Raw genomic sequence first — 26,454 nt, forward strand, 5'->3', positions numbered from 1 at the left:
CCGGCCGGCGGTCAGTCGACCAGGGCGCGGGTGATCTCGGCGACGGTGGGGGCGCCGACGAGGGCCATGGTGCGGCGGACGTCGGCGTCGAGGAGGGCGAGGGCCTTGTCGACGCCACGCTCGCCGCCGGCGCCGAGGCCGTAGAGGTAGGCGCGCCCGGCCATGCAGGCGGTGGCCCCCAGCGCCAGGGCCTTCACGATGTCGCTGCCTCGCCGGACGCCGCCGTCGCACAGCACCGGGGCCGCGTCGCCCACCTCCTGCACCACCGGCTCGACCAGGTCGAGTGGGGTCGGCGCGGTGTCGAGCTGCCGGCCGCCGTGGTTGGACAGGGCGATCGCGTCGACCCCGGCGTCGACGGCCAGGCGGGCGTCCTCCACGGTCTGGATGCCCTTCACGACGATCGGGCCGTCCCAGATCGTGCGCATCCAGTCGAGGTCGCGCCACGACAGCGACGGGTCGAACTGGGAGTTGACGTACTCGGCCAGTGAGACGGCGTCGCTGCCGTCGCCCACCTCCCGGGTGACCACGTTGGCGAACTTGATCGGCTCGGACCGCACGAACGCCCACGTCCAGGCCGGGTGCACGGCCCCGTCGACCAGCGTGCCCAGCCCGATCTTCGGCGGCAGCGAGAAGCCCCGGCGGACGTCGCGCTCGCGCTTGCCGAGCACGGCCGTGTCGACGGTGACCACGAGCGCCTCGTAGCCGGCGGCCGCGGCCCGGCGGATCAGCTCCTCGACCAGACCCCGGTCGCGCCACACGTACACCTGGAACCAGCGGGGCCCGTCGCTGACCGCCGCGACCTCCTCGATCGAGCGGGTGGCCAGCGTGGACAGCGTGTAGGTGAGCCCCGCCTTCGCCGCCGACCGGGCGACGGCCAGCTCACCCTGGGGATCGGCGATGCGGCCGAACCCGGTGGGGGAGAGCACCAGCGGCAGCGGCAGGCGGCGGCCCAGCAGGGTGGTCGACGGGTCGACCTCGGCGACGTCGCGCAGCACCCGGGGCCGGAAGCCGAGCCGGGCGAAGGCGTCGCTGTTGGCGGCCAGGGTGCGCTCGTCCTCGGCGGCGCCGTCGATGTAGTCGAACACGCCGCGGGGCAGGCGCCGCCGGGCGATCGACCGCAGGTCGCCGATCGACGCCGCCCGGTTGAGCCGCCGCACGACGGGGTCGAGCTCGAGCGCCCGGAACTGGAGCACCGAACGGAGCGTCTCGACCATGCCCATCAGAGGACCTCCCAGTGCTCCCGGTAGGGGTCGAGGCGCTCGTCGGCCGGGTCGAGCTCGGTGACGAGGACGTCGATCCGGTCGGGGAACAGGCCCCGCGCCACGCCCCGCTTGCCGAGCTTGCTGGAGTCCATGGCCACGATCACCTCGCCGGCGACGTCGGCCAGCGCCTGCTTCACCTCGGCGTCCTCGAGCGTCATCTCCGAGGTGCCGTAGCGCGTGTGGACCGCCGCCGCCGACACGAACAGCCGCCGCAGCAGCAGCTGGCGCGCCGAGTGGGTGGCCAGCGGGCCCACCAGGCTGCCGCTCCGCGGGTCGAGCTGGCCGCCGGTGAGCAGGGCGGTGACGCCGGGCTTGTTCTGGAGGGCGTTGAACGTGTCGGGCCCGTTGGTGACCACGGTGAGGTCGACGACGCCGCCGAGGTGGGAGGCGATCCCCTGGACGGTGCTGGAGGCGTCGACGCCGATCGCGCCGCCGTCGCCGACCAGCTCGGCCAGCTTGGCGGCGATGCGGCTCTTGGCCCGGGGGTGGCGGGTGAAGCGCTCGGCGAACGGCTCCGCTCCGATGCTCACCGCCCCGCCGCGGATGCGCCGGACGACCCCCTGCTCGGCGAGGATGTCGAGGTCGCGGCGGATGGTCATCTCGCTGACGTCGAACTCGGTCGCCAGCTCACCGACCTTGGCCTTCCCGGCCCGCCGCACCTCGGCCTCGATGCGCTGCAGGCGGATGAGGGCGTCGACGCTCATCGGGTGGCGGTCCTTTCGGGGGTGAGGCCCAACGCCATGCCCTGGACCAGGGCGTTGCCGAGGGCCGTGGCCTCGACGGGGCCGGCGGCGACGGGCAGGCCGGTCTGCTCGGCGAGGCGGCGGCGGTAGAGGGCCGACCGAGCGCCGCCGCCGATGACTTCCACGTTCTGTCTTCGCTGAGCCGGGTATGGCCGGCTCAGCGAAGACAGAAGCACCCGGGCCGTGGCGTCGACCATCGACTCGACGATCGTGCGGACCACCACGGGCGGCGGCGTGGAGCGGGGGAGGCCGGCCGCCCGGGTGACCTCGCCGAGCATGTCGTCGGGGTGGAGGAAGCGGGTGTCGGTGACGTCCACGATCGTCCCATCGTGCTCCACGGCGGCCGCCGCGGCGAGCAGGTCGTCGATCGGCGGGTCGCCCCAGGCCGGGCGGCACCCCTCGATCAGCCAGCTGCCGGCCAGGTTCTTGAGGAAGCGGATGCCGCCGAGGGCGCCGGCCTCGTTGGTGAAGTTGGCGAGCCGCGCCCACTCGGCCAGCTCGGGTGCGGGCTGCTCCCGGCCGACCAGCATCCAGGTGCCCGCGGAGACGAACGCCGCCCTCGGGCCCAGGTCGAGGGCGGCGACCGCCGAGGCGGTGTCGTGCCCGCCGACCAGGTGGACCGGGACGCCCTCCCAGGTGCCGACCCGGGTGCCGGCCGGCTCGATCGGGGCGAGCAGCATGGGGTCGACGCCGATCGCCTCCAGGAGCGCGGGCGACCAGTCGCCGGTGGCGAGGTCGACCAGCGCCGTGGTGCCGGCACTGGTGCGCTCGGCGTGGACCTCGCCGGTGAGGTGGTGGGCGAGGAGCTCGGGGAGGAGCACGACGTGCCGGGCCCGGGCCAGCTCGGCGCGGTCGTGGACGGCCAGCTGGAACAGCGTGTTGAACGGCTGCAGCTGGACCCCGGTGGTCCGGTAGAGGGCGACCTCGCCGAGGCGGTCGACGATCGTGCGGTAGCCGTCGGTGCGGGGGTGCCGGTACGAGAACGGCGGGGCGACCAGGCGACCGTCGGCGTCGAGGAGCCCGTAGTCGACGCCCCAGGTGTCGATCCCGATCGACGCCACCGGCCCGGCGGCCCGGGCGAGCTGCAGGCCCCGGATCATCTCGTCGACCAGGCGGTCCCAGTCCCAGCGGCCGTCGGGGGTCGGTTGGTGGGCGTGGCGGTGGACGACCTCCAGCCGGGCCGACGGCAGGTCGACCCGGCAGACCCGGATCGACGCCGCGCCGAAGTCGACGGCGACGACCGTGGTGACCTCGCCGGCGCCCCCGGTCACAGGCCGGTCGCGACCGTGTCGCTGCCCCGGGCTGCGATGGTGGCCGCCCGGTAGCCGAGGGCGCGGTAGGTGGCCAGGGGGTCGAGGGCGGCGCCGTTGCGGCGGCGGGCCTCGGCGACCAGCGGCCGGACGTCGGTGCGCCACGCCCGGTGCAGCACCTCGGCGGCCCGGGCGGGGTCGTTGGCCTCCTGGGCGTCACGCAGCGACGGCCGGTCGAGGCACAGCGCCTGCGCCAGCGCGTGCTGGATGGCGTCGCTCGCCTGGATCAGGTCCTCGAGCGGGTCCTTGAGGTTGTGGCTCTCGTCGATCATGTAGGCGAGCTCGGGCATCCGCCCACCACCGGCTTCGAGCAGCTCCAGCACGATGAGGTACAGCTGGAACGGCGTGATCGACCCGACGGTGAGGTCGTCGTCGCCGTACTTCGAGTCGTTGAAGTGGAACCCGCCGAGGCGGCCCACCATCGCCAGGCGCGACACCACCTGCTCGATGTTGGTGTTGGGCAGGTGGTGGCCCAGGTCGACCAGGCACCTGGCCCGGTCGCCGGTGCCCTGGGCGAGGAGCAGCGACGTGCCCCAGTCGTTGTTGACCGACGAGTAGAAGGCCGGCTCGAAGGGCTTGTGCTCCACGTAGAGCTCCCAGTCGGCGGGCAGGTGGGCGTAGATCTCCTGCAGCCCCGCCAGCACCCGCTCGAACTGGCCCCGGAACGACGCCTGGCCGGGGTGGTTCATCCCGTCGGCCAGCCACACCGTGAGTGCCCGCGACCCCAGGGCGACGCCGAGGTCGACCACGTAGCGGTTGTGCTCGACGGCGGCCTCCCGCACCGCGGGGTCGGTGTTGGCCAGGCTCCCGAACTTGTAGGACACGGCGCCGTCGCGGGTGGTCGACGGGTTGTCCTGGAAGGTGTTGGAGTTCATGGCGTCGAAGCCGATGCCCCGCTCCTCGGCGTGGCGGCGCAGGGCCGCGGCACCGACGCCGAGGCCGGGGTCGTCCCAGGGGACGTGCAGGCTGACGGTGGGGTTGGCACCGGTCAGGGCGTGCAGCGCGGCGACGTCGTCGATCTTCTCGTAGGTGTCGCGGGGCTCGCCGCCGCCGGGGAAGCGGCCGAAGCGGGTGCCGCCGGTGCCGACCGCCCACGACGGCGCGGCCACGCTGAAGCGGGCGACCTCGGCGATCACGGCCTCGCCGTCGACCCCCGTGCGGCCCACGACGTCGAGCGTGTGCGCCAGGTCGGGCTCGTGCCAGGCCCGCCGCAGCTCGTTCTCCTCCTGGACCCTGGTCGGATCGATCATGGTTCCCCTCTTCCCCCGGGACTCAGCGGACGAACGCCATCGGCACGCCGCCGTCCACGGGCACGATGCTGCCCGTCGTCAGGGCCAGGTCGCCACCCACCAGGGCGAACACGGCGGCGGCGACGTGCTCGGGCAGCACCTCCTGCTGGAGCAGCGTGCGGCCGGCGTAGAAGCGGCCCAGCTCCTCGGGCGGCACCCCGTAGACCTTGGCCCGCTCCTCGCCCCACCCGCCCGAGAAGATGCCGGAGCCGCGCACCACACCGTCGGGGTTGACGCCGTTCACCCGGATGCCGGCGGGCCCCAGCTCGGTGGCGAGCAGCCGCACCTGGTGGGCCTGGTCGGCCTTGGCGGCGCCGTAGGCCACGTTGTCCTTCCCGGCGACCACGGCGTTCTTCGACACCACGTACACGATGTCGCCGCCCGTGCCCTGGTCGAGCATCGTGCGGGCGGTCTCCCGGCTCACCAGGAACGAGCCGCGGGCCATCACGCTGTGCTGGACGTCCCAGTCGGCGGCGGTGGTGGCGAGCAGCGGTTTGGAGATGGAGAGGCCGGCGTTGTTCACCACGAGGTCGACACCGCCGTAGGCGACGCCGGCCTCGGCGACGAGGCGGGTGATCGCGGCCTCGTCGGCCACGTCGACCGCGACGGGGACGGCGACGTCGGCCCCGCCCAGGGCCTCGGCCAGCGCGGCCGCGCCCTCGTGGTCGCGGTCGGCCAGCACCACCGCGGCGCCCTCGGCCGCGAGCCGCACCGCGATGGCCTTCCCGATGCCCGACGCCGCGCCCGTCACCAGCGCCACGCGCCCGGCCAGCGGCCGCGGCGGGGGGAGCCGCCGCAGCTTGGCCTCTTCGAGCGCCCAGTACTCGATGCGGAACTTCTCGGCCTCGTCGATCGGGGCGTAGGTGGACAGCGCCTCGGCGCCGCGCATCACGTTGACGGCGTTGAGGTAGAACTCGCCGGCGATGCGGGCGCTGCGGGCGTCGGCGCCGAAGCTGAACATGCCGACGCCGGGCACCAGCACGATCGCCGGGTCGGCACCCCGCATCGGCGGCGAGTCGGGCCCGGCGTGGCGGGCGTAGTAGGCCGAGTAGTCGTCGCGGTAGGCCTGGTGCAGCTCGCGCAGCTCGGCCACCAGCTCGTCGAACGGCGTGCCCCGCGGCAGGTCGAGCAGCAGCGGCCGCACCTTGGTGCGCAGGAAGTGGTCGGGGCACGACGTGCCCAGCTGCACCAGGCGAGGGGCCTCGGTGCGGGCGAGCAGGTCGAGCACTGCGGGGTCGCTGGTGAACCGCCCGACGACCCGACCGTCGGTGGAGCACAGACCCCGGACGTGGGGTGCGAGCCGGGCGGCGAGGGCGTGCCGGTCAGCGCCGGGGAGCGGTTCGTAGCCGGGGCGGAGCTCGCCGAAGGGATCGGGGCGGCCCCGCTCGCGGATGAACCGCTCGGCCTGGTCGATCACCGCCAGCGACGTGGCGCGGCAGCCGTCGGCGGTGTCGGCCCACGTGGTCAGGCCGTGCCCGCCGAGCACCACGCCCCGCAGGCCGGGGTTGTCGTGCTGCAGCGCCCGCAGCTGCAGGCCCAGCTCGAAGCCGGGACGGCGCCACGGCACCCAGGCCACCTCCCGCCCGAAGCACTCCTTGGTCAACGACTCGCCGTCGGCGGCGGCCGCCAGGGCGATGACGGCGTCGGGGTGCAGGTGGTCGACGTGGCGGGCGTCGAGGAGGGCGTGCATGGCCGTGTCGATCGACGGCGCCGCCCCCGCCGGGCCGAAGCCGCAGTGGGCGAACAGACCGACGACCTCGTCCTCGTGCTCGGGCCCCCGGTAGGCGCCCTCGATCGCCCGCACCCGGTCGAGCCGCAGCCAGGCCAGGCCCTCCGGCGTGAGCGTGCCGAGGTCGCCGCCCGAGCCCTTCACCACCAGCACGTCGGTGGGCTCACCGGTGACCGGATCGTCGACGGACGTCTTGCACGACGTGTTGCCGCCGCCGTGGTTCGTGACCCGCGGGTCGGCCCCGAGGGCGTGCGAGCGCTCCAGCAGGGCCTCGACCTCGGTGTGAGCGGGGGCGTCCATCACGTGTCCTCGGCGGGCAGCTCGTAGGACCAGTGGTGCGTCCCGGAGCCCACCTCGACGGGCTCGCCGGCGCCGTTCGGCGGCACCACCGTGGCCGTGGTGTTGGGCGGGACGATGGCCGACAGCTCGAACGTGTCGCCGCGGAGCCGCCACGCCGACTCGGCCATCCCGTAGGGCGTGCGGTGACGGCTGGTGGCCCAGGTCAGGCCGCCCTCGGCCCGATCGACCACGGGAGCGATGCGGATCCGGCGGTGGCCCGGCGCCGCCGGTGCCAGGCCACCCACCCGACGGTGCAGCCAGTCGCCGATGGCGCCGAGGGCGTAGTGGTTGAACGAGTTCATCTGCATGGCGTCGGGGTTGATCCGGCCGTCGGGCAGCAGGCCGTCCCAACGCTCCCAGATCGTGGTCGCCCCCAGCTCGACGGGGTGCAGCCAGGACGGCGACTCGGTCTGCAGCAGCAGCTGGTAGGCGGTGGACACGGCCCCGGCGCGGCACAGCGCGTCGCACACGATGGGCGTGCCCACGAACCCGGTGGCGATCTTGTGGCCGGCCTTCTCGACCAGCTCCACCAGCCGCCGGCCGGCCCGCTCCCGCTCGGCGTCGCCCGGCAGCAGGTCGAACTCGAGGGCCAGGGCGTAGGCGGTCTGCGAGTCGGAGGCGACCCGGCCGTTGGGGGTGACGTACTCGCGGAGGAACGCCGCCCGCACCTCCCCGGCGAGGCTCCGGTAGCGCTCGGCGTCGTCGTCGTGGCCGAGCAGGCGGGCCGATTCGGCGACGATGTCGAGCGAGCGGCACAGGTAGGCGCTGGCCACGAGGTGGACGTCGGTGCGCCCGTCGAACGGGTTGCCGGCCGGCGCGTGGGGGTCGAGCCAGTCGCCGAACTGGAACCCGTCGTCCCACAGCCGGTTCTGGCCGGCCATCTCGACCACGAAGTCGACCCAGGCGCGCATGCTCGGGTACTGCGTCTCCAGCACGCCCACGTCGCCCGAGTGCCGGTGGACCACCCACGGCACGATCGTGGCGGCGTCGCCCCAGGCGGCGGCGCCGAGCTTGTAGCCGAGCGCGTCGGGGACCACGAAGGGCACCACGCCGTTGTCGTACTGGTCGGCGGCGAGGTCGGCCAGCCACGACGCCAGGAACCCGGCGGTGTCGTAGAGGAAGCCGGCGGTGGGGGAGAAGACCTGGATGTCGCCGGTCCACCCGAGCCGCTCGTCGCGCTGGGGGCAGTCGGTGGGCACGTCGAGGAAGTTGCCCCGCATGCCCCACACGATGTTGCGGTGCAGCTGGTTGACCCGCTCGTCGGAGCACTCGAACCAGCCCGTGCGCTCCATGTCGGAGTGGCACACGACCGCCACCAGGTCGTCCGCGGTCAGATCACCGGGCCAGCCCTCGACCTCCGCGTAGCGGAAGCCGTGGAACGTGAACCGGGGCTCCCACGCGGCACCGTCGGACGCGTCGCTGACGACGTAGTGGTCGGTCGCCTCGGCCAGGCGCAGCGGTTCGGTGCACAGCTCGCCGTCCTGCAGGACCTCGGCGTGGCGCAGGGTGATCGTGGTGCCGGCGGGACCGGCGTCGGCCGGCAGGGTCAGCCGGAGGCGGCCGACCAGGTTCTGCCCGAAGTCGACCACCGTGCGCCCCGACGGCGAGGTGACGATCTCGACGGGACGGATCTCCTCGGTGCGGCGCACGGGCGGCCCGACCCGGGCGACGAGGGTGTCGAGGGCCCGGTCCAGCACGCGGACCCCGTTCCAGCCGGCGTCGTCGAATCCGGGGGACGACCACCCGGGCCGTTCGAGACGGGCGTCGTACGTCTCGCCCTCGTACAGGCCCGTGCGGACGATGGGGCCGGTGCCGGCGCGCCAGCTCCCGTCGGTGCCGACGACGGTGGTGGTGCCGTCGGCATGCACGACCTCGAGCTGGGCCAGGAACGCGAGGTGGTCGCCATAGATGTTGCGCCGGCCGCCCCGCCACCCGAGGGTGCCCCGGTACCAGCCGTCGCCGAGGACCGCCCCGATGGCGTTGCGGCCCGGCCGGAGCAGCTCGGTGACGTCGAAGGTCTCGTAGCGCAGCCGCTGCGCGTAGCTGCTCCAACCGGGGGCCAGGACGTGGTCGCCGACCCGGTGGCCGTTGATCTCGACCTCGTAGACGCCGAGCGCGGTGACGTACAGCCGGGCCCGCTGGGGCGGCTCGTGGAGCTCGACCTCCCGGCGCAGGTAGGGGCAGGGGGTGATGGCGGTGGTGTCGTCGTCGCCGTCGGGGGTGACGAAGTGGGCGCTCCAGTCGGCAGGGTCGAGCAGGCCGGTCTCGACGGTGACCGGCGCGCTCCACGCGGAGGCGTCGCCGCCCTCGTCGCCCCAGACCCGCACCCGGACGGCCCGCCGCTCGCGGGACCCGAGTGGCGCCGCGGGCCAGGCGACCAGCACCGACTCGTCGGACTCGATCCGGCCGGACGACCACGGTGCGCGGCCCTGGCCGGGGATCGAGACCTCCACCTCGTAGGCGGCCTGACGCCAGCCGGCGGCGTCGGTGGACGTGGTCCACGACAGGCGCGGGGCCGCCTGCCCGATCCCGAGCAGGTCGTCATCGCGACGGTGCTCGACGGTGAGGGACGGGTGGGTCACGTGTGCGAAGTTAGTCGATCGAACAGCTCCGAACAAGGACCTCACCCCGCTCCACTGCGGGCGATGGCCCGCTCGTCGGTGCCCAGATAGCTGGCGACCACGCGGGGGTCGGCGCAGACCTCGTCGGGGTCGCCCTCGGCGATCACCCGGCCCGCCTCGAGGCAGTACAGCCGCTGCGAGATCGACCGGATGAACGGCATGTCATGCTCGATCACCACCATGGCGGCGCCCAGCTCACGGCCGACGCCCCGGAGCAGCGGGGCCAGCGCCTCGGTCTCCCGCTGGGCGATGCCCGCCGTGGGCTCGTCGAGGCACAGGACCCGGGCGTCGAGCGCCAGCAGGCACGCCAGCTCGACGATGCGACGCGTGCCCGTGGACAGCTCGGCGACGGTCTTGTCGGCGTAGCCGCCGAGCCCCAGGAGATCGACGAGGTCGACCGCCTCCGCGCGCTTGCTGCGCTCGGCCCGGCGGCGACCCCGGGCCTCCAGGGCGACGAGGATCGTCTCGCGCACGGTGAGGGAGGAGAAGAGGGGCGCCGCCTGGAAGGTGCGGCCCAGGCCCCGGCGGGCGCGCCGCGGGGCGGACAGCCCGGTGACGTCGGCGCCCCACAGCTCGATGCGGCCGGTGGCGGGCACGAAGCCGCCGACGGCGTTCAGCAGCGTCGACTTGCCCGCGCCGTTGGCACCGATCAGGCCGACCACCTCGCCATGGTGGACGGCGATCGACGCCCCGTCGACCGCCGCGTTGCCCCCGAAGCGCACCACGATGTCTGACGCCACCAGCGCCACGCCGTCGGCGGGAGCTTCGCTCGGTCCCGGTCGAGCACCGTTCACGTGGACGCGGGCGGCGACCGGGGCGGGGGCGAGACGACGTTCGGCCCAGGCGAACAGCCCGGCGCGCACGCGGTGCGGGACGTCGACCAGGCCGCCCGGCAGGTAGAGCAGCAGCACCAGCAGCCCGATGCTCGACGCGAACAGCGGCACCAGCTCGTTGTCGGGGAACAAGGCCGGCAGCCCGACCACCCACACCGCCCCCAGCACCGGGCCGGACGTGGAGCCCAGGCCGCCGATCACCACGATGGCGACCAGCGCCAGCGAGTCCTCCACCTGGAAGAAGCGCTCGGTGAGGGGAACGCTGCCGGCCGCGCCCGCCAGCAGCGCGCCGCCGAGCCCGGCGATCCCGCCCGACAGGGCGAAGGCGACCACCTTGGTGCGGAACGGCGACACGGTGAACGCCGCCGCACCGGTCGGGTTGTCGCGGACGGCGATCGTCGAGCGGCCGGCACCGGTGGCCCGCAGCCGTGCCACCAGCGCCAGGACCAGCACGAGCACCGCCAGCACCACGTAGTAGTAGGTGCGCTGGGACGCCAGGTCGAGGCCCCACAGGTCGGTGCGGGCGAAGCGCACCGACGACGTGGCGCCGTCGGACAGCGCCGGTCGGCGGTAGAGGTACTGCGCGGCGGCGAGCCCGAAGGCGAAGGTGATCACCGCCAGCAGCAGGCCCCGCACCCGCAACGCCAGGGCTCCGATCACCGCGGCCAGCACCGCCATCGCCACGGCCGCCCCCAGCACCGCCGTGGGGAAGGTGAGCGCCGGCAGGTCGATCCGCAGCAGCGAGACGCCGGCCAACCCCACCTCGGTGGTCAGGCCCCGGGCCAGCGCCGCCGCCACGAGGGCACCCAGGCCGGCGAAGCCCATCTGGCCCAGCGACAGCTGCCCCGCCCAACCGGTGAGCACGGTCAGCGACGTGGCGCACAGCGCGAAGGCCAGCACGGTGGCGTACACCAGGACGCTCGACGGGCGGGTCACCAGCAGCGGCAGCGCCACCCCCACCGTCAGCACCGCGCCCAGCGCCAGCCGGTCGAGGTGCCGGGCCCACCACCGCGCGCGCAGGCGGGGCGGTACGACGGCGGCTCTGGCCGCTCGACCGGGGAACGAGCCCTGCGCCGGGTCGTCGTGCCGCGCCTGCAGGGCGACCGCGGCCAGCACGGCGACGAACAGCAGCATGTCGACCAGCCCGGTCTGCTCGGGCAGGTTGAAGCGGACCAGCGCCTGGCCCACGCCGATGGCCACCCCGGCCGCCAGCGCGCCCCGGAACGACACCATTCCGGCCAGCACCGCGGCGGCGAGCGCCCGCACCATGGTGTTGGGGCCGAGGTCGGTGATGCCCGCGACCCGTCCCGACTGGCCGGAGATCAGCACCATCGAGACGGTCGAGAGCAGCCCCGCGATCGACCACACCGCCGTCGACACGATCTTCGGGTTGATCCCCACCGTGCGGGCCAGCCGGGGGTTGTCGGCGGCGGCGATCACGGCGTGGCCGAGGGTCGTGCGGTTGAGGAGCCACGAGAGGCCGGCGGCCAGCACCGGCACCACGCAGAGGATGGCGAGCTGCGGGCCGGACACCCGCACCCCGGCGACGGTCCACGAGCCGTCGACCGCGACGGGATAGGCGGTGTTGAGCCCGCCGTCGATCTGCGGCAGCGCCTCGACCACCGCCAGCGCCAGCTGCGCCACCCCGATCGTGGCGACCAGCAGCGTGACCCGCGACGCCTCGAACAGCCGCCGCACGACCACCAGCTCGACCGCCGCCCCCGCCAGCGTGCCGACCGCCACGGCCGCGGGTGCCGCCAGCCAGAACGGCACCCCGTGCTCGACGCAGAGCAGCGCCACCAGGGCGGCGCCGATCAGCCCGAGGTTGCCGACGGCGAAGTTCACCACCCGGCTCGACCGGTACACGAGCACGATCCCGAGGGCGATCAGCCCGATGGCCAGGCCGTTGACGACCCCGTCGAAGACCAGCTGGCCCGTCAGCACCGAACCGAGCATCAGCCGGTCCCCGGGTCCGCTGGGCCCAACGGGCCGGTCCCACCCACGTGCACGTCGCCGAGGAACACGGCGCGCAAGAGATCGTCGCGCCCGGCGAGGTCGCCCGCCGCGCCCTCGAAGCGGACCCGGCCCCGCTCCAGGAACACCACGCGGTCGGCGAGCGCCAGGGCCACGTTCAACGACTGCTCGACCACCACCATGGCGATCCCCTGGGCCCGCAGGCCCTGGACCACCTCGATCAGGTCGGCCACCACGGTGGGAGCCAGGCCCAGCGACAGCTCGTCGAGCAGCAGCACCTCGGGGTCGTGCAGCAGCGCCATCGCCAGGGCCAGCACCTGCTGCTGGCCTCCCGACAGCGCGCCGGCTCGCGTCCGCCGGCGCCCCGCCAGCTGCGGGAAGAGCGCCAGCGACCGGTCGATGCGGCGGGCGACGTCGGCGGCGTCGTGGCGGTAGACGAACGCGCCCATCGTCAGGTTCTCGTCGACGGTCAGCTCGGGGAACACCCCGGCGCCGCCGGCGAGCGAGACGATGCCCATCCGCAGCCGCTGCTCCGGTGCCACGAAGGTGACGGTCTGGCCGTGGAGGCGGACCACGCCGCGGGAGGGCGTCGCCCCACCGTCGATCAGGCGCAGCAGCGTCGACTTGCCGGCGCCGTTGGTGCCGAGCAGCGCCAGCACCTCGCCCCGGGCCACCTCGAAGCCCACGTCGAACAGCACCGGCACCGAGCCGTAGGAGAAGTCGATGCCGTGCACCTGCAGCACGGGCACGTGGTCGGGGTCGGCCGCGCGGCGGACCAGCTCGTCACGCTCCTCATGCAGCTCCGCCACCACCAGGGCGAGGTCGTCGCGGATCGACCGGGAGCTCTGCAGGATCAGCAGCCCGCCCACCACGGTGGCGGGCACGAGCAGGGCCGGCACCGCGACGGCCGGGTCCCAGGCGTTGACCAGCGGCGCCGCCAGCAGCGCACCGCCGGTGGCGCCGAGCAGGAAGATGTAGACCATCCCGAGCGACGCGCCCAGGCCCCGCAGCCGGTAGGGGACGATCGTCTGGAGCAACGGGCCGATCATCACGAACGCCGCCGACAGCAGCACCCCGAGCGGCAGGCCGAACAGCGTGAAGAGGACCACGTTGGGCATCTGGAACTGCAGGGGGGTGAGCAGCCCGGCCGGCAGGATCAGCAGGCCGACCTGGCGGAGCGTGACGGCGGGGTCGCGGCGGTAGGAGCGGTCGTAGGCGCGCCCCACGAACGGCAGCACCAGCAGGCCCGCCAGCCCGCCGATCGAGGCGACGACGCCCCGGCCGGCGGCGTCGAGGTCGTAGCGCTCCTCGAGGAAGAGGTTGAGCAGCACCGGCGCGGTGAACAGCCCGAAGCCGATGGCGGCGAAGCCGAGCACCACTGTGCGCAGGGTGCGGATGCCGCGCAGCCGGGTGAAGGCCGCCTCGACGGAGACGGGCGGGGCGGGCCGGTCGTCGTCGACCACCGTGGCGAGCACGTCGCGCTGCTCCCACTGGCCGCGGCGGGGCTCGGGCAGCAGGAACGCGGCCAGGGCGACGACCGCCACCGGGATCCCCAGCAGGTAGTAGGCCCAGCGCCAGCCGTCGACGCCGCCGGCCGCCGCGGCGATGCCGCCGACCACGACCGGGCTGAGGATGCCGCAGATCCGGCCGGCCACGCCGGTGACGGCGCCGATGCGGCCGCGGACCCCGATCGGGTAGGCGTCGGCCAGCAGCGACCCGTGGACCGGGAGGGTGTTGGCCTTGGCGATGCCGGCACCGAACCGGGTGCAGAAGAGCATGAAGGCGTTGACGGCCAGGCCCGACAGGAACACGGTCGCCCCGAAGATCAGGCTCGACACGGCGATGACGGGGGCCCGCCGGTAGCGGTCGGCCAGCCAGCCCATCGGTACGGCGCCGAGCACGGTGAAGGCCACGGCGGCGGCGGAGATGAACACGATGGCGCCGTCGCTGATGCCGAACGTGTCGCGGATGTCGGGGGCGAGCACCGCCAGCACGGCGCCCTCCAGCTCGTCGAGCGAGTTGAGCAGCAGGAGCACCACGAAGATGCTGAGGCCGCCCTGGTGCAGGCCGTCGCGCAGCGACATCGCGTCGCTGCCGACGCCGGGCAGGTGCTCGTCGCCGTCCGGCGCCGTCGTGCCCCCGACTCCGGTGCCGGCATCGGCTCCGGCACCGCGGCGTTCCTCCTCGGCCGCGACCAGCGTCCCCGCCAACCCGGCGAGGCCGCCCGCCGGAGCGTCGGCGCCGGGCTCGGCGACGGAGGGGCCGCCGGACGTCACGCGGGCGCCTCGATGGGCGGCTCGGTGGCGACCATCCGGCCCGCGGCGGCGTCGTAGCGGTAGTGGCCGATGGCGTCGCCGGCGCTGTGCTTGTCGGCGGACAGCGACGCGAACGGCATGCCGGGCAATTCGAGCTCGCCCAGCGACTCGGCGCCGCGGCCCCACGACTCGGGGGTCAGGTCGTCGCCGGCGGCCTCGGTGGCGAGCACGAACAGCCGGAACGCGGCGCAGTCGTTGGCCAGGGCGTCGAGCGTGTCGACGGTCGATGCGGCCATGTCGATCGGCTCCTCGGGCTGCGTGGCGTTGTACTCGTCGACGCAGCGCTGCACCTCCGGGTCGGCGAGCAGCTCCTCCTTCGTGGGCGCGTAGGGCGCGGCCACGGTGACCCGGGCGAGGGTCTCGGCGTCGAGGCCACTGTCGGCCAGGACGCCCCCGACCAGGGCCTGGGCCGACGTCGACAGCACCTGGTCGGGCAGCCAGCCGTTGCGCTGGAACGCCACCAGCGGCTGCAGGAAGTCGGACACGTTGAGGACCGCGTCGGGCTCCGCGGCGCGGATCCGCTCGACGATCGTGTCGAGGGCCTGGTCCTCGGCGGCCTGGTCGCCGCCGAAGTCGTCGAGGGCGGTCTCCACCACCACCTCGACGCCGGCCTCGTCGAGCGCCGGCTTCACGTACTCCTCGACGGTCGCCGTGTCCGCTGCGCCCCAGTAGAGGGCGACGCGCCCATCGAGCGCCCCCTCGTCGAGGAACACCTGGAGGCCGGCGAGACGCTGGCGCTCGTCGGCCATCTCCAGGGCGACGAACGGCGCCTTCGAGCGCTCGTCGCGCTCCGCCGAGTGCCCGTACTGGCCGAGGTAGGGCGTTGCGTGGGCCTCGGTGAAGCAGAGGGGCGTGTCGCCGGTGAGGATCCCGGTGACGAGGAAGACCTGCTCGTCCTCGGTCAGGGCGACGCAGGCGGCCTCGGCCTCGGTGTCGCCCAGGGGGAGGAAGGGCTCGAACACCAGCTCGATCTGGCGGCCCGCGACGCCGCCCGCTTCGTTCTGGGTGTCGACCCAGGCCTGGTAGAGCGCTTCGGGAGGGACGAAGTCGGCCTCGAGCCCCAGGTCGGCCACCTGCTGCGGGTCGACGCCGGCGACGCCGAGCCGCACCGTGTCGTCGGTGACGCCCGTGACGGCGGCGGGCGTGTCGCTGTCGCCGCCCTCGTCGCTCGTGTCGTCGCTCGTGTCGTCGGATGCCGTGCAGCCGCTCGCCACCGCGAGCGCCAGCAGCCCGGCGATCCATCGTCGTGTCCGCATGTTCCCCCTCGGGCGAGTCCTGTCGATGTTCGAAGATATGTGATCGCACGTTCTCGCACAAGCACGATCTCGGAGGTCTAAGGTGGCACCCATGTCGCTCGACCCACCGATCCAGCGCATCTTCGACCTCCTGACCACGGGCGACGCGCCGCCGGACGACCTGAACGAGCGCCGCCGGCTCGCCGACTCCACCATGCTGCTGGCGTCGACCGGCCCCCAACCCGACGTGGACGTGTGCGATCACACGGTTCCGGTCAGCGGCGGGGCGATCACCGTGCGGGTCACCCGGCCCACCCGGTTCGACGGCGTCGCGGCCCCGGCGTTCCTGTTCATCCACGGCGGCGGCTGGTCCCAGGGCAACCTCGACACCGCCGAGGTCGAGTGCGGCCCGCTGGCGTCGCTGGTGCCGTGCGTGGTGGTGTCGGTGGGCTACCGGCTGGCGCCCGAGCACCCCTTCCCGATCCCGCTCGACGACTGCGTCGCCGCCTACGCCTGGCTGCTCCGCCAGGCCGACGCGCTCGGCGTCGACCCCGCGCGCATCGCCGTGGGCGGCACCAGCGCCGGCGGCAACCTGGCGGCCGCTCTCTGCCTCGCCGCCCGGGAGCGAGGGCTGCCGCTGCCGTGCTTCCAGCTCCTGGAGGTCGCGTGCCTCGACCTGACCCTGGCCTCCCCGTCGATGCGCGACGTGACCACACAGGTCGGGCTCACCGCCGAGGCCGTCGCGGAGTTCGCCGGGCGCTACGTCCCCGACCCCGCCCACCGCACCGACCCGCTGGTCTCGCCGCTCCTCGCCGACGACCTCTCGGGCCTGCCGCCCGCGGTGATCGTGGTGGCGGAGCACGACCCGGTGCGCGACGACGGCGAGCGCTACCTGGCCGCCCTCCATGCCGCCGACGTGCCGGCCGCCGCGGTGCGCGTGCTGTCCCACCCGCACGGTGGCTGGGTGATCCCGGGCACGTTGACCCACCACCTGGTACGAGACCTGCGCGCCGGCGCACTCCGCCAGGCGTTCGTCACCGGGTAGCCCCTGGACCGAGGTCGTGGGGTCGATGCGGCGCCGGTGCGCCGAAACGGTCGCCCCCACACCGCATCGACGGATCGGTGATTGGCACCCCCGGCCACCGTGCACGCCGGGTCGAAGGAGCGGCGGCTGACGTAACGTCGCCGGGTGCGCCCCTTCCGTCGTCGCCCCCCGGATCCGGGGCGGACGGCGCTCCTGCGGCAGCGGTTGCTGTCGGCGCTGCTGGGCCGTTTCGAGCGGCGGCTGGTGACGGTCGTAGCGCCCGCCGGCTTTGGCAAGACCACGCTGCTGGCCCAGGCGGTGGGGGAGAACGCCCTGCTGCCCCGGGGCATCGACGTGTGGCTGAGCTGCGAGCCGGCCGACGCCGCCGGTACGTCCCTGTTGTCGGGGCTCGCCGCGGGGCTCGGGACGCCGGGCGACCGCCGGGCCGCCACGAACGGCAGCAACGACCTCGACCGGGTCGTCGCCGCGGTGTGGAGCCGGTCGCCGCTGCCGGTGGCGCTGGTGCTCGACGACGTCCACGAGATCCCCGCCGGCAGCGACGGTGCGGCCCTGCTCGACGAGCTGGTGGTTGCCCTGCCCGAGAACGGCCACCTGGTGCTGGCCGGCCGGACCGAGCCACCGGTGCGCACCGGGCGACTGCTGGCCGAGGACCGGGTGCTGCTCCTCCACGCCGACGACCTGCTGCTGACGCCCGCCGAGCGGGCCGAGTTGGCCGACCTGCTGAGCGTCGACGTCGCCGTGCTCGACGACTGCGGTGGCTGGCCGGCGCTGGCCCGCCTCACCGCGGTGGCCGGCCAGGCCGGCGCCGAGCGCTACGTGTGGGAGGAGGTGCTCCACAGCCTCCGTCCCGAGGCCCGCCACGTGCTGGCCACGCTGTCGGCCATCGGCGGCGCCGACGACGGGCTGGCCTCGGTCGTGCTGGAGCGCCCGGTCGCCCTCGACGAGCTGTTGGGCGACGTGCCGCTCGTCGCCCAGCGCCAGGTCGCCGAGCACGGCCGCTGGTACGTCCCCCACGACCTGTGGCAGCCGTTCCTGGCCGCGGACATCGGCCCCGACGTCGCCGCCACGGCCCGCCGCCGTGCCGCCCGGGCGCTGCGCGAGCGGGGTGACCTGCGGCGGGCGGGCGAGCTGCTGCTGTCGGACCCGGTCGACGACGCCGGCTGGGCCGAGCTGGAGGCGCTGCTGGTCGACGGCGCCGCCGCGGCCAGCTCGCTGACCGGCACCGTCCCGGTCGGAGCGTGGCTGTCGGCCGTGCCCCCGGAGCGCCGCGACGCCGCCGAGGTGCTGCTGATCGAGGCCGTGGTGGCGCGGCTGCGGGGCCACTCGGTTCCGGCGCAGGCCGGCTTCCGTCGGGCCTGGGACGCGGCCCGCGCCCAGGCCGCCGGCGAGGTCGAGCTGGTGGCGATGTCGCACCTGGTCCACCAGGCCTGGTGGCAGGGCGACCTGGGCCTGTTCGCCGAGCTGTTCGCCCGAGTCGAGGAGCTCGGCGCGGCGGGCGACAGCCGGGTCTGGGCGTTCAAGGCTCTGGGGTCGGCCCTGCTCACCGAGACCACCGGCGACCCCGCCGCGGCGCTGGCCCAGCTGGACGAGGTGCCCACGCTGCCGGCCGGGCTCGTGGCCGTGCGCGACTGGCTGCGGGTGCGGTGCCTGCTGGCGCTCGGCCGGGGCGACGAGGCGTTCGCCATCGCCGACCCCGCCGCCGGGCCGCCGGACGCCCTGCCGGCGATCCAGATGCAGCCGCTGACCTCGCTGTGGCTGGCGGCCCGGCCCCGCGACCTGATGGGTCGCATCCAGCGGGTCGTCCCCGGCGCCGACACGCTGCCCCGCGACCGGCTCCTGGCCAACCTCTCGTTGAGCGCCTACGCGGCCAGCCTGGGCCGCGCTGAGGAGGCGGAGGTCCGTCTCGAGGAGGCCCGCCGTCACCTGGGGGCGATCGAGGGCGACCGGCCCGCCCGGCTCCTGGCGGCGGTGGCGGCGACGGGCGCGGTGTGCCGGGGCGACGAGGCGGCCGCCCGGCAGGAGGTCGCCCGCCTGCCCGACGACCCGGCCACCCGACTGCTGTTCCGCATGCTGCTGCCCCTGCTGGCGGTGGCCGACCCCCGGTGGCGTGCCGGCCTGGCCGCCGAGTCGCTCGGGCCCGACCACGCCACCAACCGGGAGGTGGCGCAGGCTCTGATCGCGGCGCGCGCGGGCCGGCCCTCGGCGGGTGGGCCGTGGCCGCCGCCCCGGGTGCTGGTGGCGGTCGGCTACCGGCTCGCCACCGAGCTGGCCGCCCGCACCGGCGACGACGAGCTGCTCCGCTACCTGCTGACGGTGGTGGGGCCGCCGGTGCGGGAGGCGCTGCGGGCTCTGGCGCCGGCGGTGCCGGGAGCCCGCCGGATGCTGCGCAGCGTGCCGTCGCCGCCCGACCACGCCCTGCACATCCGGGTGCTCGGGCCGCCGTCGGTGGAGCACGACGGGATCGCCGCCGGTCGGCCCGAGTGGGGGAGGGAGCGGGTGCGGTCGCTGCTGTGCTGGCTGGTGGCCCGGCGCCGGGTGACCCGGGCCGAGACCGAGGCGGCCCTGTGGCCCGAGTTCGACGCGCTGACGTCGGGCGGCAACCTGCGGACCACGCTCGGCTACCTCCAGCGGGTGGTGGAGCCCGCGCGGGCGGCCGGCGACGCGCCGTTCCACGTGCGGGCCGACGGCGACGCCCTGCTGCTGGCCGACGAGGCGGTCACCGTGGACGCCTGGGAGTTCGAGCGCCTGCTCGACGAGGCCGCCGACGCCGAGGCCGCGGGCGCCCCGTCGGTGGCGTTGGTGGCGTACGAGTCGGCGGTGGCGCTGTGGGGCGGCGACTACCTGGTCGACGTGTACGACGACTGGGCCGGTCCCGAGCGCGACCGGCTGCGGGCCCGGTTCCTGGCCGGTTCGGTGCGGGCGGGGGAGCTGCAGCTGGCGGCCGGCGACGTCGACCGGGCGCTGCTGCTGGCGACCCGGGCGATCGAGGCCGAGCCGTGGTCGGAGCCGGCGCACCGGTTGGCGATCGCCGCCCACCTGGCCCGGGGCGATCGGGCGTCAGCCCGTCGGGCGCTCGACCGTTGCCACCGCGCCCTCGACGACCTCGGCGTCGGTCCCGACGAGCTGACCGTGATGCTCGAACGGGCGGTGTTGGGCTGACCCCCCGAAATTGCGTGGCAGGCGGTCGTATAGCAGCCACCAGCCACGCAATTTCGGGCTTGTCGACGGCCCGCTGACGAGTCGCTGACGGCGGCGTGGGCATGATCCCCCGGTGCTGCCGCCCCGCCTCACCGAGCCGCTCGACCGGCTGCTCGCGCCCGGCGGGGTCGACCTCCCCCTGGGGGTGCTGGCGTGCTTCCATCCGATCCTGCCCCCGCAGGCCGGCTGCCATCCGGCGACGTGGACCGCCCTGCGGGTGCGGCGGGACCAGCGCTGGCGGGAGCACCAGGGCCCCATCGGCGACGCCCTCCGCGCCCTGGCCGACGAGGGGATCATCTGGGTCGACATCGCCGGCGTGCTCCGCGACCCGTTGACCCGCGAACCCCTCACCAAGCTCCCTGAACTGGGTCACGTCATCAACGGCGAGGACCTGTGATCGGGATCGGATCCACCATGGCGGCCGCGGTCGTCGGAACGTCGCGGCGGGCGTTCCGGCGGCTGACGGGGTGGTGACGTCGGTCGCTGCGGCGGCGGTCGGCGTCACCATCACCTTCGGTCAGTTCACCTTCGGACCTGCACAGGATCTGCACGATCCGGCCCGAAGACCGCCACATCTCTTCCCTACGGTCGGTGCGGAACCCGGGGAGGGATCGGATGCGCCAGGGATACACCGCCGGATGGCATCGACAGGTCGACACGGCGCCGCCGCCGCGCCCGTTCGCCGGGCTCGGGCCGCCCTCCCTGGTCGACAGTGCGCCGGCACGGCTGCTGCTGTGGGCGCTGGCCGGCGGGATCGCCCTCGACGTCGGCATCCGGGGCGGCGTTGCGAACCTGGTGGTCACGGCGGCGGTGGCGCTCGTCGTCGCGGCGCTCGTCACCGACGGGCGCCTGGCGCAACCTCAGGCCCGCGCCGTCGCCCTCGTGGCGCTGCTGCCGGCGGCCGGCCTCGCGCTGCGGGCCAGCCCGTGGCTCGCAGCGACCAACCTGACCGCCGGCGCCGCCCTGCTCGTGATGGCGATCGTGCTGTCGCGGTCGGGCTCGGTGTTCGACACGACGCCCCTCCGCCTGCTGCGCCGCGCCGGGTCGGCGTCGTGGCGGTCGCTGGCCGCCCCCACCGCCCTGGCGCCCCTGCGTCCCCACCTCGACGGCGCTGCCGCGGGCCGGGCGGCGCGGGTCGGCCTCGCCCTGCTGGTGACGCTGCCGCTGCTGTTGCTGGTCACGGTGCTCCTGGCGGCGGCCGACCCGGTGTTCGCCGGCCTGGTGACACCCGACGTCGAGGTCGCCCCCGTGGTCGGGCACCTGGTGCTGGCGGGGTTCTTCGCGGTGGCGGTCCTGCTGACGCTGGCGGCGGCGCTCGGCGACACGGCCGACGGCGGGCACGGCGGCGGCTTCGGCACCCTGGAGGTCCTCACGATGCTGGGCCTGGCCGCGGCGCTGCTGGCCCTGTTCGTGGTGTCGCAGCTGGTGGCGCTGACCGGCGCGGGCGACCGGCTGGTCGAGGAGGCGGGGCTGGAGCCGGCCGAGTACGCCCGCAGCGGCTTCTTCCAGCTGTGCTGGGCGGTGGCGCTGATCGTGGGGTTCCTCGGCGTGGTGGGCTTCCTGGCGGCGCCCGGCGTGCTGGACCGGCCGGCGGTGCGGCTCCTGGCCGCCGCGGTGCCGCTGCTGGCGCTGGGCCTGGTGGTGGTGAGCCTGCGGCGCATGGCCCTCTACGACGAGGCGTTCGGCCTGACCATGCTGCGGCTGTGGGTGGTGGGCGCGGCGCTGTGGCTGGGTGCGGTGCTGCTGATGACCGCCGTCCGGAACCTCGGTGTCGGGGGCGGGCGCAACTGGGTGGTCGGCGGGGCGGGCGTGGCGGCGCTGGTGCTGGTCGTCGGCGCCAACCTGGCCGATCCCGAGGCCTTCGTCGTCCGCCACAACGTGGCCCGCGCCACCGACGGCGCCCCGCTCGACCTGCGCTACCTGGCCGGCCTGTCCGACGACGCGGTCCCGGCCCTGGTCGACGAGCTGGGCCCGTCGGCGTTCACCGTGGTCGGCCGCAGCACCTACCGCTGCTCCGACGCGGTGACCGGCGTGGCGGCGCTGAACGTGGCGGTCACGCGGGCCGCGGACGCTCGCCAGGAGACGTGCGCGGCAAGCTGACCGCATGGACCAGGACCCCGCGACCGCCGCCAAGGCCATCGTCGACGCCAACCCCTACATGGTGCTGGGCACCGCGGACGAAGCCGGGGTGCCGTGGGTGTCGCCCGTCTACTTCACCCACGTGGGCTACCGGGACTTCCTCTGGGTCTCGAAGCCCGGCGCCCGGCACTCGCAGAACATCGCGGTCCGGCCCGAGGTGGGCATCGTCGTCTTCGACTCGTCGGTGCCGGTCGGCCAGGGTCAGGGCGTCTACCTGTCGGCCGTCGCCCACCAGCTGGCCGGCGACGACGTCGGGCCCGGGATCGCGGCGTTCTCCGAGCGGTTGCTCGAGCACGGCGAGGACGCCTGGACCGTCGACGACGTGGGCGCTTCCGCCCGCCACCGCCTCTACCGGGCCACGGCGGACGCCCACTTCGTCCTCGACGACCACGACGAGCGCATCCCGTTCACGCTCGACTGATCCTGGGCCTCGCGATCCTGGGCCTTGCGGCCCCGCGGATCAGTTGTTCTTGAGGTCGAGGTACTCCTTCAGGGCGCGGCGGTGGCCGTTGGCTCCCGAGCCGATCACACCGCCGTCGCGGGCCTCCTTGACCTTCGACTCCAGGTCGGCGAGCAGGTCGTGGAGGTCGTCCTCGGGGCCGGCGGCCTCGACCTTGTCCAGCGCCTTGTGGATCTTCTCGAGCTTGCGACGTACCTGACCGAACTCGTCGTCGAGACGCTTGCGGGCATCCGCGAGGCTGTCCATCGATCCTCCCCTGGTCGACCTGATCGGGGCTCGATCATGCCACGGCCAGCGCGGCGAGCGTGCGGCGGACCCGTTGCTCGCTGACCGGTCGGGCGGTGCCGAGCGCCTGGGCGAACAGGCTCACCCGCAGCTCCTCCAGCAACCAGCGGGCGTCGACGACGTCGGGCTCGGCCCGCCGCTCCGTGGGGAGGTGGGCGACGAGGTCGTCGTACGCGATCTCGACGGCATGGGCGCGGGCCATCAGCTCGCGGTCCCGGTCGGGGCGCTCGCGGAGCTTGTCGAGGCGGACGCGGACGGCCTCGAGGTAGCGGGCCACGTCCTGCAGGCGGGTGAGTCCCGCAGCCGTCACGAACCCCGGGTGGACGAGGCGCGCCAGCTGCCGCCGCATGTCGTCGGTCGCGGGCGCCAGCGCCGGGGCGGAGATGCCGCCGAGTCGTACCTCCAGCGCGGCCACCGCGGCTCCGATGCCTGCCGCCTGCCCCGCCGCAGCGACCGCCAGCGCCGCCAGCCGGTCGCGGGCCGCCTCCACCAGCCGCCGATACCCGTCCTCGTCCCACGCCGGTCCACCTCGCGCGGCGAGGAGCCGATCCGCCGCCGCCTTCACGCAGTCCGCCGCCAACCCGGCGACGTCGACGACGCCCGCGAGCTCCGGCTGCGTGCGCAGGCGGCGGACGACCTGGGACCCGGCCTGCGGGACCGCCAGCAGCAGCAGGCGGCGGGTGGCGGCCCACATCAGGCGCTCCTGGTCGGCCGGGGTGGTCACGATGCGGACGCCGACCGTGGCGCCCTCGTCGACCAGCGTCGGGAACGCCAGCGCGCCGCCCGAGCCCTCGACCCGCCGGGGTAGTCCGCCCGCGGGCCACTCCCGCAGCCCGCTGCGCTCCAGGTGACCCGGGGTGGCCACCGCCACGGCCCGCCGCGCCCGCTCCGCCAGCGCCGCCGACAGCGCGTCGAGGTCGCGGCCCGCGGCGACGACCGTGCCCTCGCCGTCCTCGACGCTGAAGCGCAGCTGCAGGTGGCGGGGCAGCCGGGTCACGTCGAAGTCGTCGGGCCCGACGCCCAGCCGCCGGGCCAGCACCGCCAGCAGCGGACCGTCGGACGGGGAGATGCCGTCGAGCGCCTCCCGGGCCCGCTCGGGGACCGGCGAGAGCTCCCGGCGCAGCGCTTTCGGCAGCGTGCGGATCAGGGCCGTGACCAGCTCCAGCCGGTGGCCCGGCACGTGCCAGTCGACCCCCGCCGACGACAGCCGCGGCAGCAGCACCAGCGGCACGTGCGCCGTGACGCCGTCGTCGTCGGCGCCCGGCTCGAACACGTACGACAGGTCGAGCACGAGGTCAGCTGCACCCGGCGGGGTCCAGGTGAGCGGGAAGCCACCGGTGTCGACCTCCGCGGCATCGAGGCCGAGCAGGTCGTCCAACGTGAAGGTGAGCGCGTCCGGGTCGTGGCCAGAGGTCTCCTTCCACCAGCGCCCGAACTCCCGCGCCGACACCACGTCGTCGGCCAGGCGCTCGTCGTACAGCTCCGCCAGGCGCCGCTCGTCCACCACCAGGTCGGCGCGCCGGGCCCGCGCCTCCAGGCCCCGCGCCTTGTCGAGCACCAGCCGGTTGGCGTCGAGGAACGGGAAGCGACCGTCGTCGTCCCAGTCGCCGTCCACCAGGGCGTGCTCGACGAACAGCGCCCGGGCCTCGTCCGGGTCGAGGCGCTCCAGCGGCACCGGTCGCCCCGGCACGATCGGCAGGCCGTAGAGCGTCACCTGCTCGTCGACCAGCGCCGTGCCCCGCCGCCGGCTCCAGCGCGGCTCGCCGTACGAGCGCTTGACCAGGTGCCCGGCCAGGGGCTCGATCCACGACGGGTCGATGCGGGCCACCACCCGGGCCCACAGGCGCCCGGTCTCCACCAGCTCGCCGGCCATCACCCACGCCGGCGTCGAGCGGGCCAGCGTCGAGCGGGACGCGACGGTGAAGCGGGCCTGGCGGGCGGCCCGGTAGTCGCTCTTGGCCCGGTCCCACATCCCCACGTGCGACAGCAGCCCCGCCAGCAGCGACCGGTGGACGTCGTCCGGCGCGGCGGGGTGCTCGCGACGGTCGTTGCGGCGCAGGTGCAGCTCGTGGGCAGCCTCCCGGAGCTGGCGGACCAGGTCCTGCCACTCGCGCACCCGCACGAAGTTCAGGTACTCGGCCCGGCACATCCGGCGGAACGCGCTGCTCGTCCGGGCGCGCTGCTCGGTGGCCAGGTGCTCCCACAGGTTGAGGTAGGCGAGGAAGTCGGAGCCCGGCACCTTGAACCGGGCGTGCAGCTCGTCGGCCTTCTGCTCCTCACCGGTCGGGCGCTCCCGGGGGTCCTGGATCGACAGGCCGGCCACGATGACCGTCACCTCCCGCAGGCAGTCGTTGGCCTCGGCGGCGAGCAGCATCCGCCCGAAGCGGGGGTCGACCGGCAGGCGGGCCATGCGCCGGCCGTCGGCGGTGAGCGTCAGCTCGTCGCGGTCGGGGACCAGTGCCCCCAGCTCGACCAGCAGGGCGACCGCGTCGCGCACGGCCCGGGCGTCGGGCGGGTCGATGAACGGGAACGACTCGACGTCACCCAACCCCAGCTCCGCCATCTGCAGGATGACCGAGGCGAGGTTGGTGCGGAGGATCTCGGGTTCGGTGAACGCGGGCCGGGCGTCGAAGTCGTCCTCGCCGTAGAGGCGGATGCAGATGCCGGGCGCCACTCGGCCGCAGCGCCCCGCCCGTTGGTTGGCGGAGGCCTGGCTCACCGGCTCGATCGGGAGGCGCTGCAGCTTGGTGCGCCGGTTGTAGCGGGAGATGCGGGCGGTGCCGGTGTCGACCACGTAGCGGACGCCCGGGACCGTGATCGACGTCTCCGCCACGTTGGTCGCCAGCACGATGCGGCGCTGGTGGCGGCCGGGGCGGAAGGCCCGCTGCTGCTCGGCGGCCGACAGCCGGGCGTACAGCGGCAGGACCTCGGTCTGCGGGAGCTGGGCCTCGCTCAGGGCGCGGGCGGTGTCGTGGATCTCGCGCTGGCCGCTGAGGAACACCAGGATGTCGCCGGGGCCCTCCTTGCGCAGCTCGTCGACCGCGCCCCGGATGGCGTCGATCTGGTCGCCGCCCTCCGGCTCGCGGTAGCGGACGTCCACCGGGTGGCCCCGCCCGGACACCTCCACCACGGGGGCGTCGAAGTGCTGGGCGAACCGCTCGGTGTCGATGGTCGCCGAGGTGACGATCACCTTCAGGTCGGGGCGGCGGGGGAGGAGGTCGGTGAGGTAGCCGAGGAGGAAGTCGATGTTGAGGCTGCGCTCGTGGGCCTCGTCGACGATGAGCGTGTCGTACCGGCGCAGCTCACGGTCGCGGCGCAGCTCGGCGAGGAGGATGCCGTCGGTCATCAGCTTGACCATGGTCTGGTCGCCGACGTGGTCGGAGAAGCGGACCTTGTAGCCGACCAGGTCACCGATCTCGGTGCCGAGCTCCTCGGCGATGCGGGCGGCCACGGTGCGGGCGGCGAGACGGCGGGGCTGCGTGTGGCCGATGAGCCCGTGCTCGCCGCCGCGGCCGAGCTCCAGGCAGAACTTGGGCAGCTGCGTGCTCTTCCCCGACCCGGTCTCGCCGGCGACCACGACGACCTGGTGGTCACGGATGGCGTCGAGCACCGTCTCCCGCTGTGCCGTGATCGGGAGGTCTTCCGGATACGTCAACCGGAGACGCGACTCGTTCCCG

16 protein-coding genes are annotated in these 26,454 nt (G+C 74.8%); 5 read left to right on the forward strand and 11 right to left on the reverse strand.

Annotated features, from left to right (window positions below; all coding sequences use genetic code 11):
• Nucleotides 1-11 precede the first annotated feature (11 nt).
• Genes VK611_06320 through VK611_06360 form a run of 9 tightly spaced genes read right to left on the reverse strand, consistent with a single transcriptional unit; the run spans nucleotide 12 to nucleotide 15,671 of the window.
• Nucleotides 12-1,220, reverse strand: coding sequence for an alpha-hydroxy acid oxidase (locus VK611_06320; protein HMG40925.1), 1,209 nt, complete (start codon nucleotides 1,218-1,220; stop codon nucleotides 12-14).
• The gene (locus VK611_06325; GenBank protein ID HMG40926.1) at nucleotides 1,220-1,966 is read right to left on the reverse strand and encodes a DeoR/GlpR family DNA-binding transcription regulator; all 747 of its coding nucleotides are present in this window, start codon (nucleotides 1,964-1,966) and stop codon (nucleotides 1,220-1,222) included. Before VK611_06325 ends, VK611_06320 begins: the two co-directional genes overlap by 1 nt.
• A complete protein-coding gene (locus VK611_06330) occupies nucleotides 1,963-3,276 on the reverse strand; it encodes an FGGY-family carbohydrate kinase (GenBank protein ID HMG40927.1) in 1,314 nt (437 codons plus the stop codon). Before VK611_06330 ends, VK611_06325 begins: the two co-directional genes overlap by 4 nt.
• Entirely contained in the window at nucleotides 3,273-4,565 is a 1,293-nt protein-coding gene (locus VK611_06335) for a TIM barrel protein (GenBank protein HMG40928.1), read from the reverse strand. The genes VK611_06330 and VK611_06335 overlap by 4 nt, the downstream gene beginning before the upstream one ends.
• A gap of 22 nt (nucleotides 4,566-4,587) precedes the next feature.
• Nucleotides 4,588-6,633, reverse strand: coding sequence for a bifunctional rhamnulose-1-phosphate aldolase/short-chain dehydrogenase (rhaD, locus tag VK611_06340; GenBank protein HMG40929.1), 2,046 nt, complete (start codon nucleotides 6,631-6,633; stop codon nucleotides 4,588-4,590).
• Entirely contained in the window at nucleotides 6,633-9,254 is a 2,622-nt protein-coding gene (locus VK611_06345; GenBank protein ID HMG40930.1) for a family 78 glycoside hydrolase catalytic domain, read from the reverse strand. The genes rhaD and VK611_06345 overlap by 1 nt, the downstream gene beginning before the upstream one ends.
• A gap of 41 nt (nucleotides 9,255-9,295) precedes the next feature.
• Nucleotides 9,296-12,082 (reverse strand): ATP-binding cassette domain-containing protein, encoded by a 2,787-nt coding sequence (locus VK611_06350; GenBank protein HMG40931.1) that lies wholly within the window; start codon nucleotides 12,080-12,082, stop codon nucleotides 9,296-9,298.
• Nucleotides 12,082-14,376, reverse strand: a complete 2,295-nt coding sequence (locus VK611_06355; GenBank protein ID HMG40932.1) for an MFS transporter — start codon at nucleotides 14,374-14,376, stop codon at nucleotides 12,082-12,084. The genes VK611_06350 and VK611_06355 overlap by 1 nt, the downstream gene beginning before the upstream one ends.
• Complete coding sequence (locus tag VK611_06360) at nucleotides 14,373-15,671, reverse strand: ABC transporter substrate-binding protein (protein ID HMG40933.1); 1,299 nt, start codon at nucleotides 15,669-15,671, stop codon at nucleotides 14,373-14,375. The genes VK611_06355 and VK611_06360 overlap by 4 nt, the downstream gene beginning before the upstream one ends.
• Nucleotides 15,672-15,762: 91 nt before the next feature.
• On the opposite strand from VK611_06360, the gene VK611_06365 reads away from it, so the two are divergent.
• The 5 genes from VK611_06365 to VK611_06385 all read left to right on the forward strand — a co-directional run bounded on the left by VK611_06365 (nucleotide 15,763) and on the right by VK611_06385 (nucleotide 22,453).
• Nucleotides 15,763-16,695: an alpha/beta hydrolase gene (locus tag VK611_06365; GenBank protein ID HMG40934.1), complete on the forward strand. Its 933-nt coding sequence runs from the start codon at nucleotides 15,763-15,765 to the stop codon at nucleotides 16,693-16,695.
• 144 nt (nucleotides 16,696-16,839) lie between these two features.
• Nucleotides 16,840-19,854 carry a BTAD domain-containing putative transcriptional regulator gene (locus VK611_06370; protein HMG40935.1) on the forward strand — a complete coding sequence of 1,005 codons (3,015 nt, stop codon included), beginning with the start codon at nucleotides 16,840-16,842 and terminating at the stop codon, nucleotides 19,852-19,854.
• Between the two features lie 112 nt (nucleotides 19,855-19,966).
• A complete protein-coding gene (locus tag VK611_06375; protein ID HMG40936.1) occupies nucleotides 19,967-20,290 on the forward strand; it encodes a hypothetical protein in 324 nt (107 codons plus the stop codon).
• Nucleotides 20,291-20,508: 218 nt separating this feature from the next.
• Complete coding sequence (locus VK611_06380; GenBank protein ID HMG40937.1) at nucleotides 20,509-21,993, forward strand: DUF4173 domain-containing protein; 1,485 nt, start codon at nucleotides 20,509-20,511, stop codon at nucleotides 21,991-21,993.
• 4 nt (nucleotides 21,994-21,997) lie between these two features.
• Nucleotides 21,998-22,453, forward strand: coding sequence for a pyridoxamine 5'-phosphate oxidase family protein (locus VK611_06385; protein HMG40938.1), 456 nt, complete (start codon nucleotides 21,998-22,000; stop codon nucleotides 22,451-22,453).
• A gap of 39 nt (nucleotides 22,454-22,492) precedes the next feature.
• On the opposite strand, the gene VK611_06390 is transcribed toward VK611_06385, so the two are convergent.
• Nucleotides 22,493-22,738 (reverse strand): hypothetical protein, encoded by a 246-nt coding sequence (locus VK611_06390; protein ID HMG40939.1) that lies wholly within the window; start codon nucleotides 22,736-22,738, stop codon nucleotides 22,493-22,495.
• Between the two features lie 34 nt (nucleotides 22,739-22,772).
• A complete protein-coding gene (gene hrpA / locus VK611_06395) occupies nucleotides 22,773-26,432 on the reverse strand; it encodes an ATP-dependent RNA helicase HrpA (protein ID HMG40940.1) in 3,660 nt (1,219 codons plus the stop codon).
• Between the last annotated feature and the right edge of the window lie 22 nt (nucleotides 26,433-26,454).

The organism is Acidimicrobiales bacterium, assembly GCA_035316325.1.
In the GTDB taxonomy this organism is placed as follows: domain Bacteria; phylum Actinomycetota; class Acidimicrobiia; order Acidimicrobiales; family VFJN01; genus DASXTK01.

Excerpts from the sequence above, each read along its gene's own strand:
- VK611_06365 (HMG40934.1), top strand. The coding sequence starts at position 15,763 with ATGTCGCTCGACCCACCGATCCAGCGCATCTTCGACCTCCTGACCACG.
- VK611_06320 (HMG40925.1), bottom strand. The coding sequence starts at position 1,220 with ATGGGCATGGTCGAGACGCTCCGTTCGGTGCTCCAGTTCCGGGCGCTC.
- VK611_06335 (HMG40928.1), bottom strand. The coding sequence starts at position 4,565 with ATGATCGATCCGACCAGGGTCCAGGAGGAGAACGAGCTGCGGCGGGCC.
- rhaD (HMG40929.1), bottom strand. The coding sequence starts at position 6,633 with ATGGACGCCCCCGCTCACACCGAGGTCGAGGCCCTGCTGGAGCGCTCG.
- VK611_06385 (HMG40938.1), top strand. The coding sequence starts at position 21,998 with ATGGACCAGGACCCCGCGACCGCCGCCAAGGCCATCGTCGACGCCAAC.
- VK611_06380 (HMG40937.1), top strand. The coding sequence starts at position 20,509 with ATGCGCCAGGGATACACCGCCGGATGGCATCGACAGGTCGACACGGCG.
- VK611_06360 (HMG40933.1), bottom strand. The coding sequence starts at position 15,671 with ATGCGGACACGACGATGGATCGCCGGGCTGCTGGCGCTCGCGGTGGCG.
- VK611_06390 (HMG40939.1), bottom strand. The coding sequence starts at position 22,738 with ATGGACAGCCTCGCGGATGCCCGCAAGCGTCTCGACGACGAGTTCGGT.
- VK611_06325 (HMG40926.1), bottom strand. The coding sequence starts at position 1,966 with ATGAGCGTCGACGCCCTCATCCGCCTGCAGCGCATCGAGGCCGAGGTG.
- VK611_06350 (HMG40931.1), bottom strand. The coding sequence starts at position 12,082 with ATGCTCGGTTCGGTGCTGACGGGCCAGCTGGTCTTCGACGGGGTCGTC.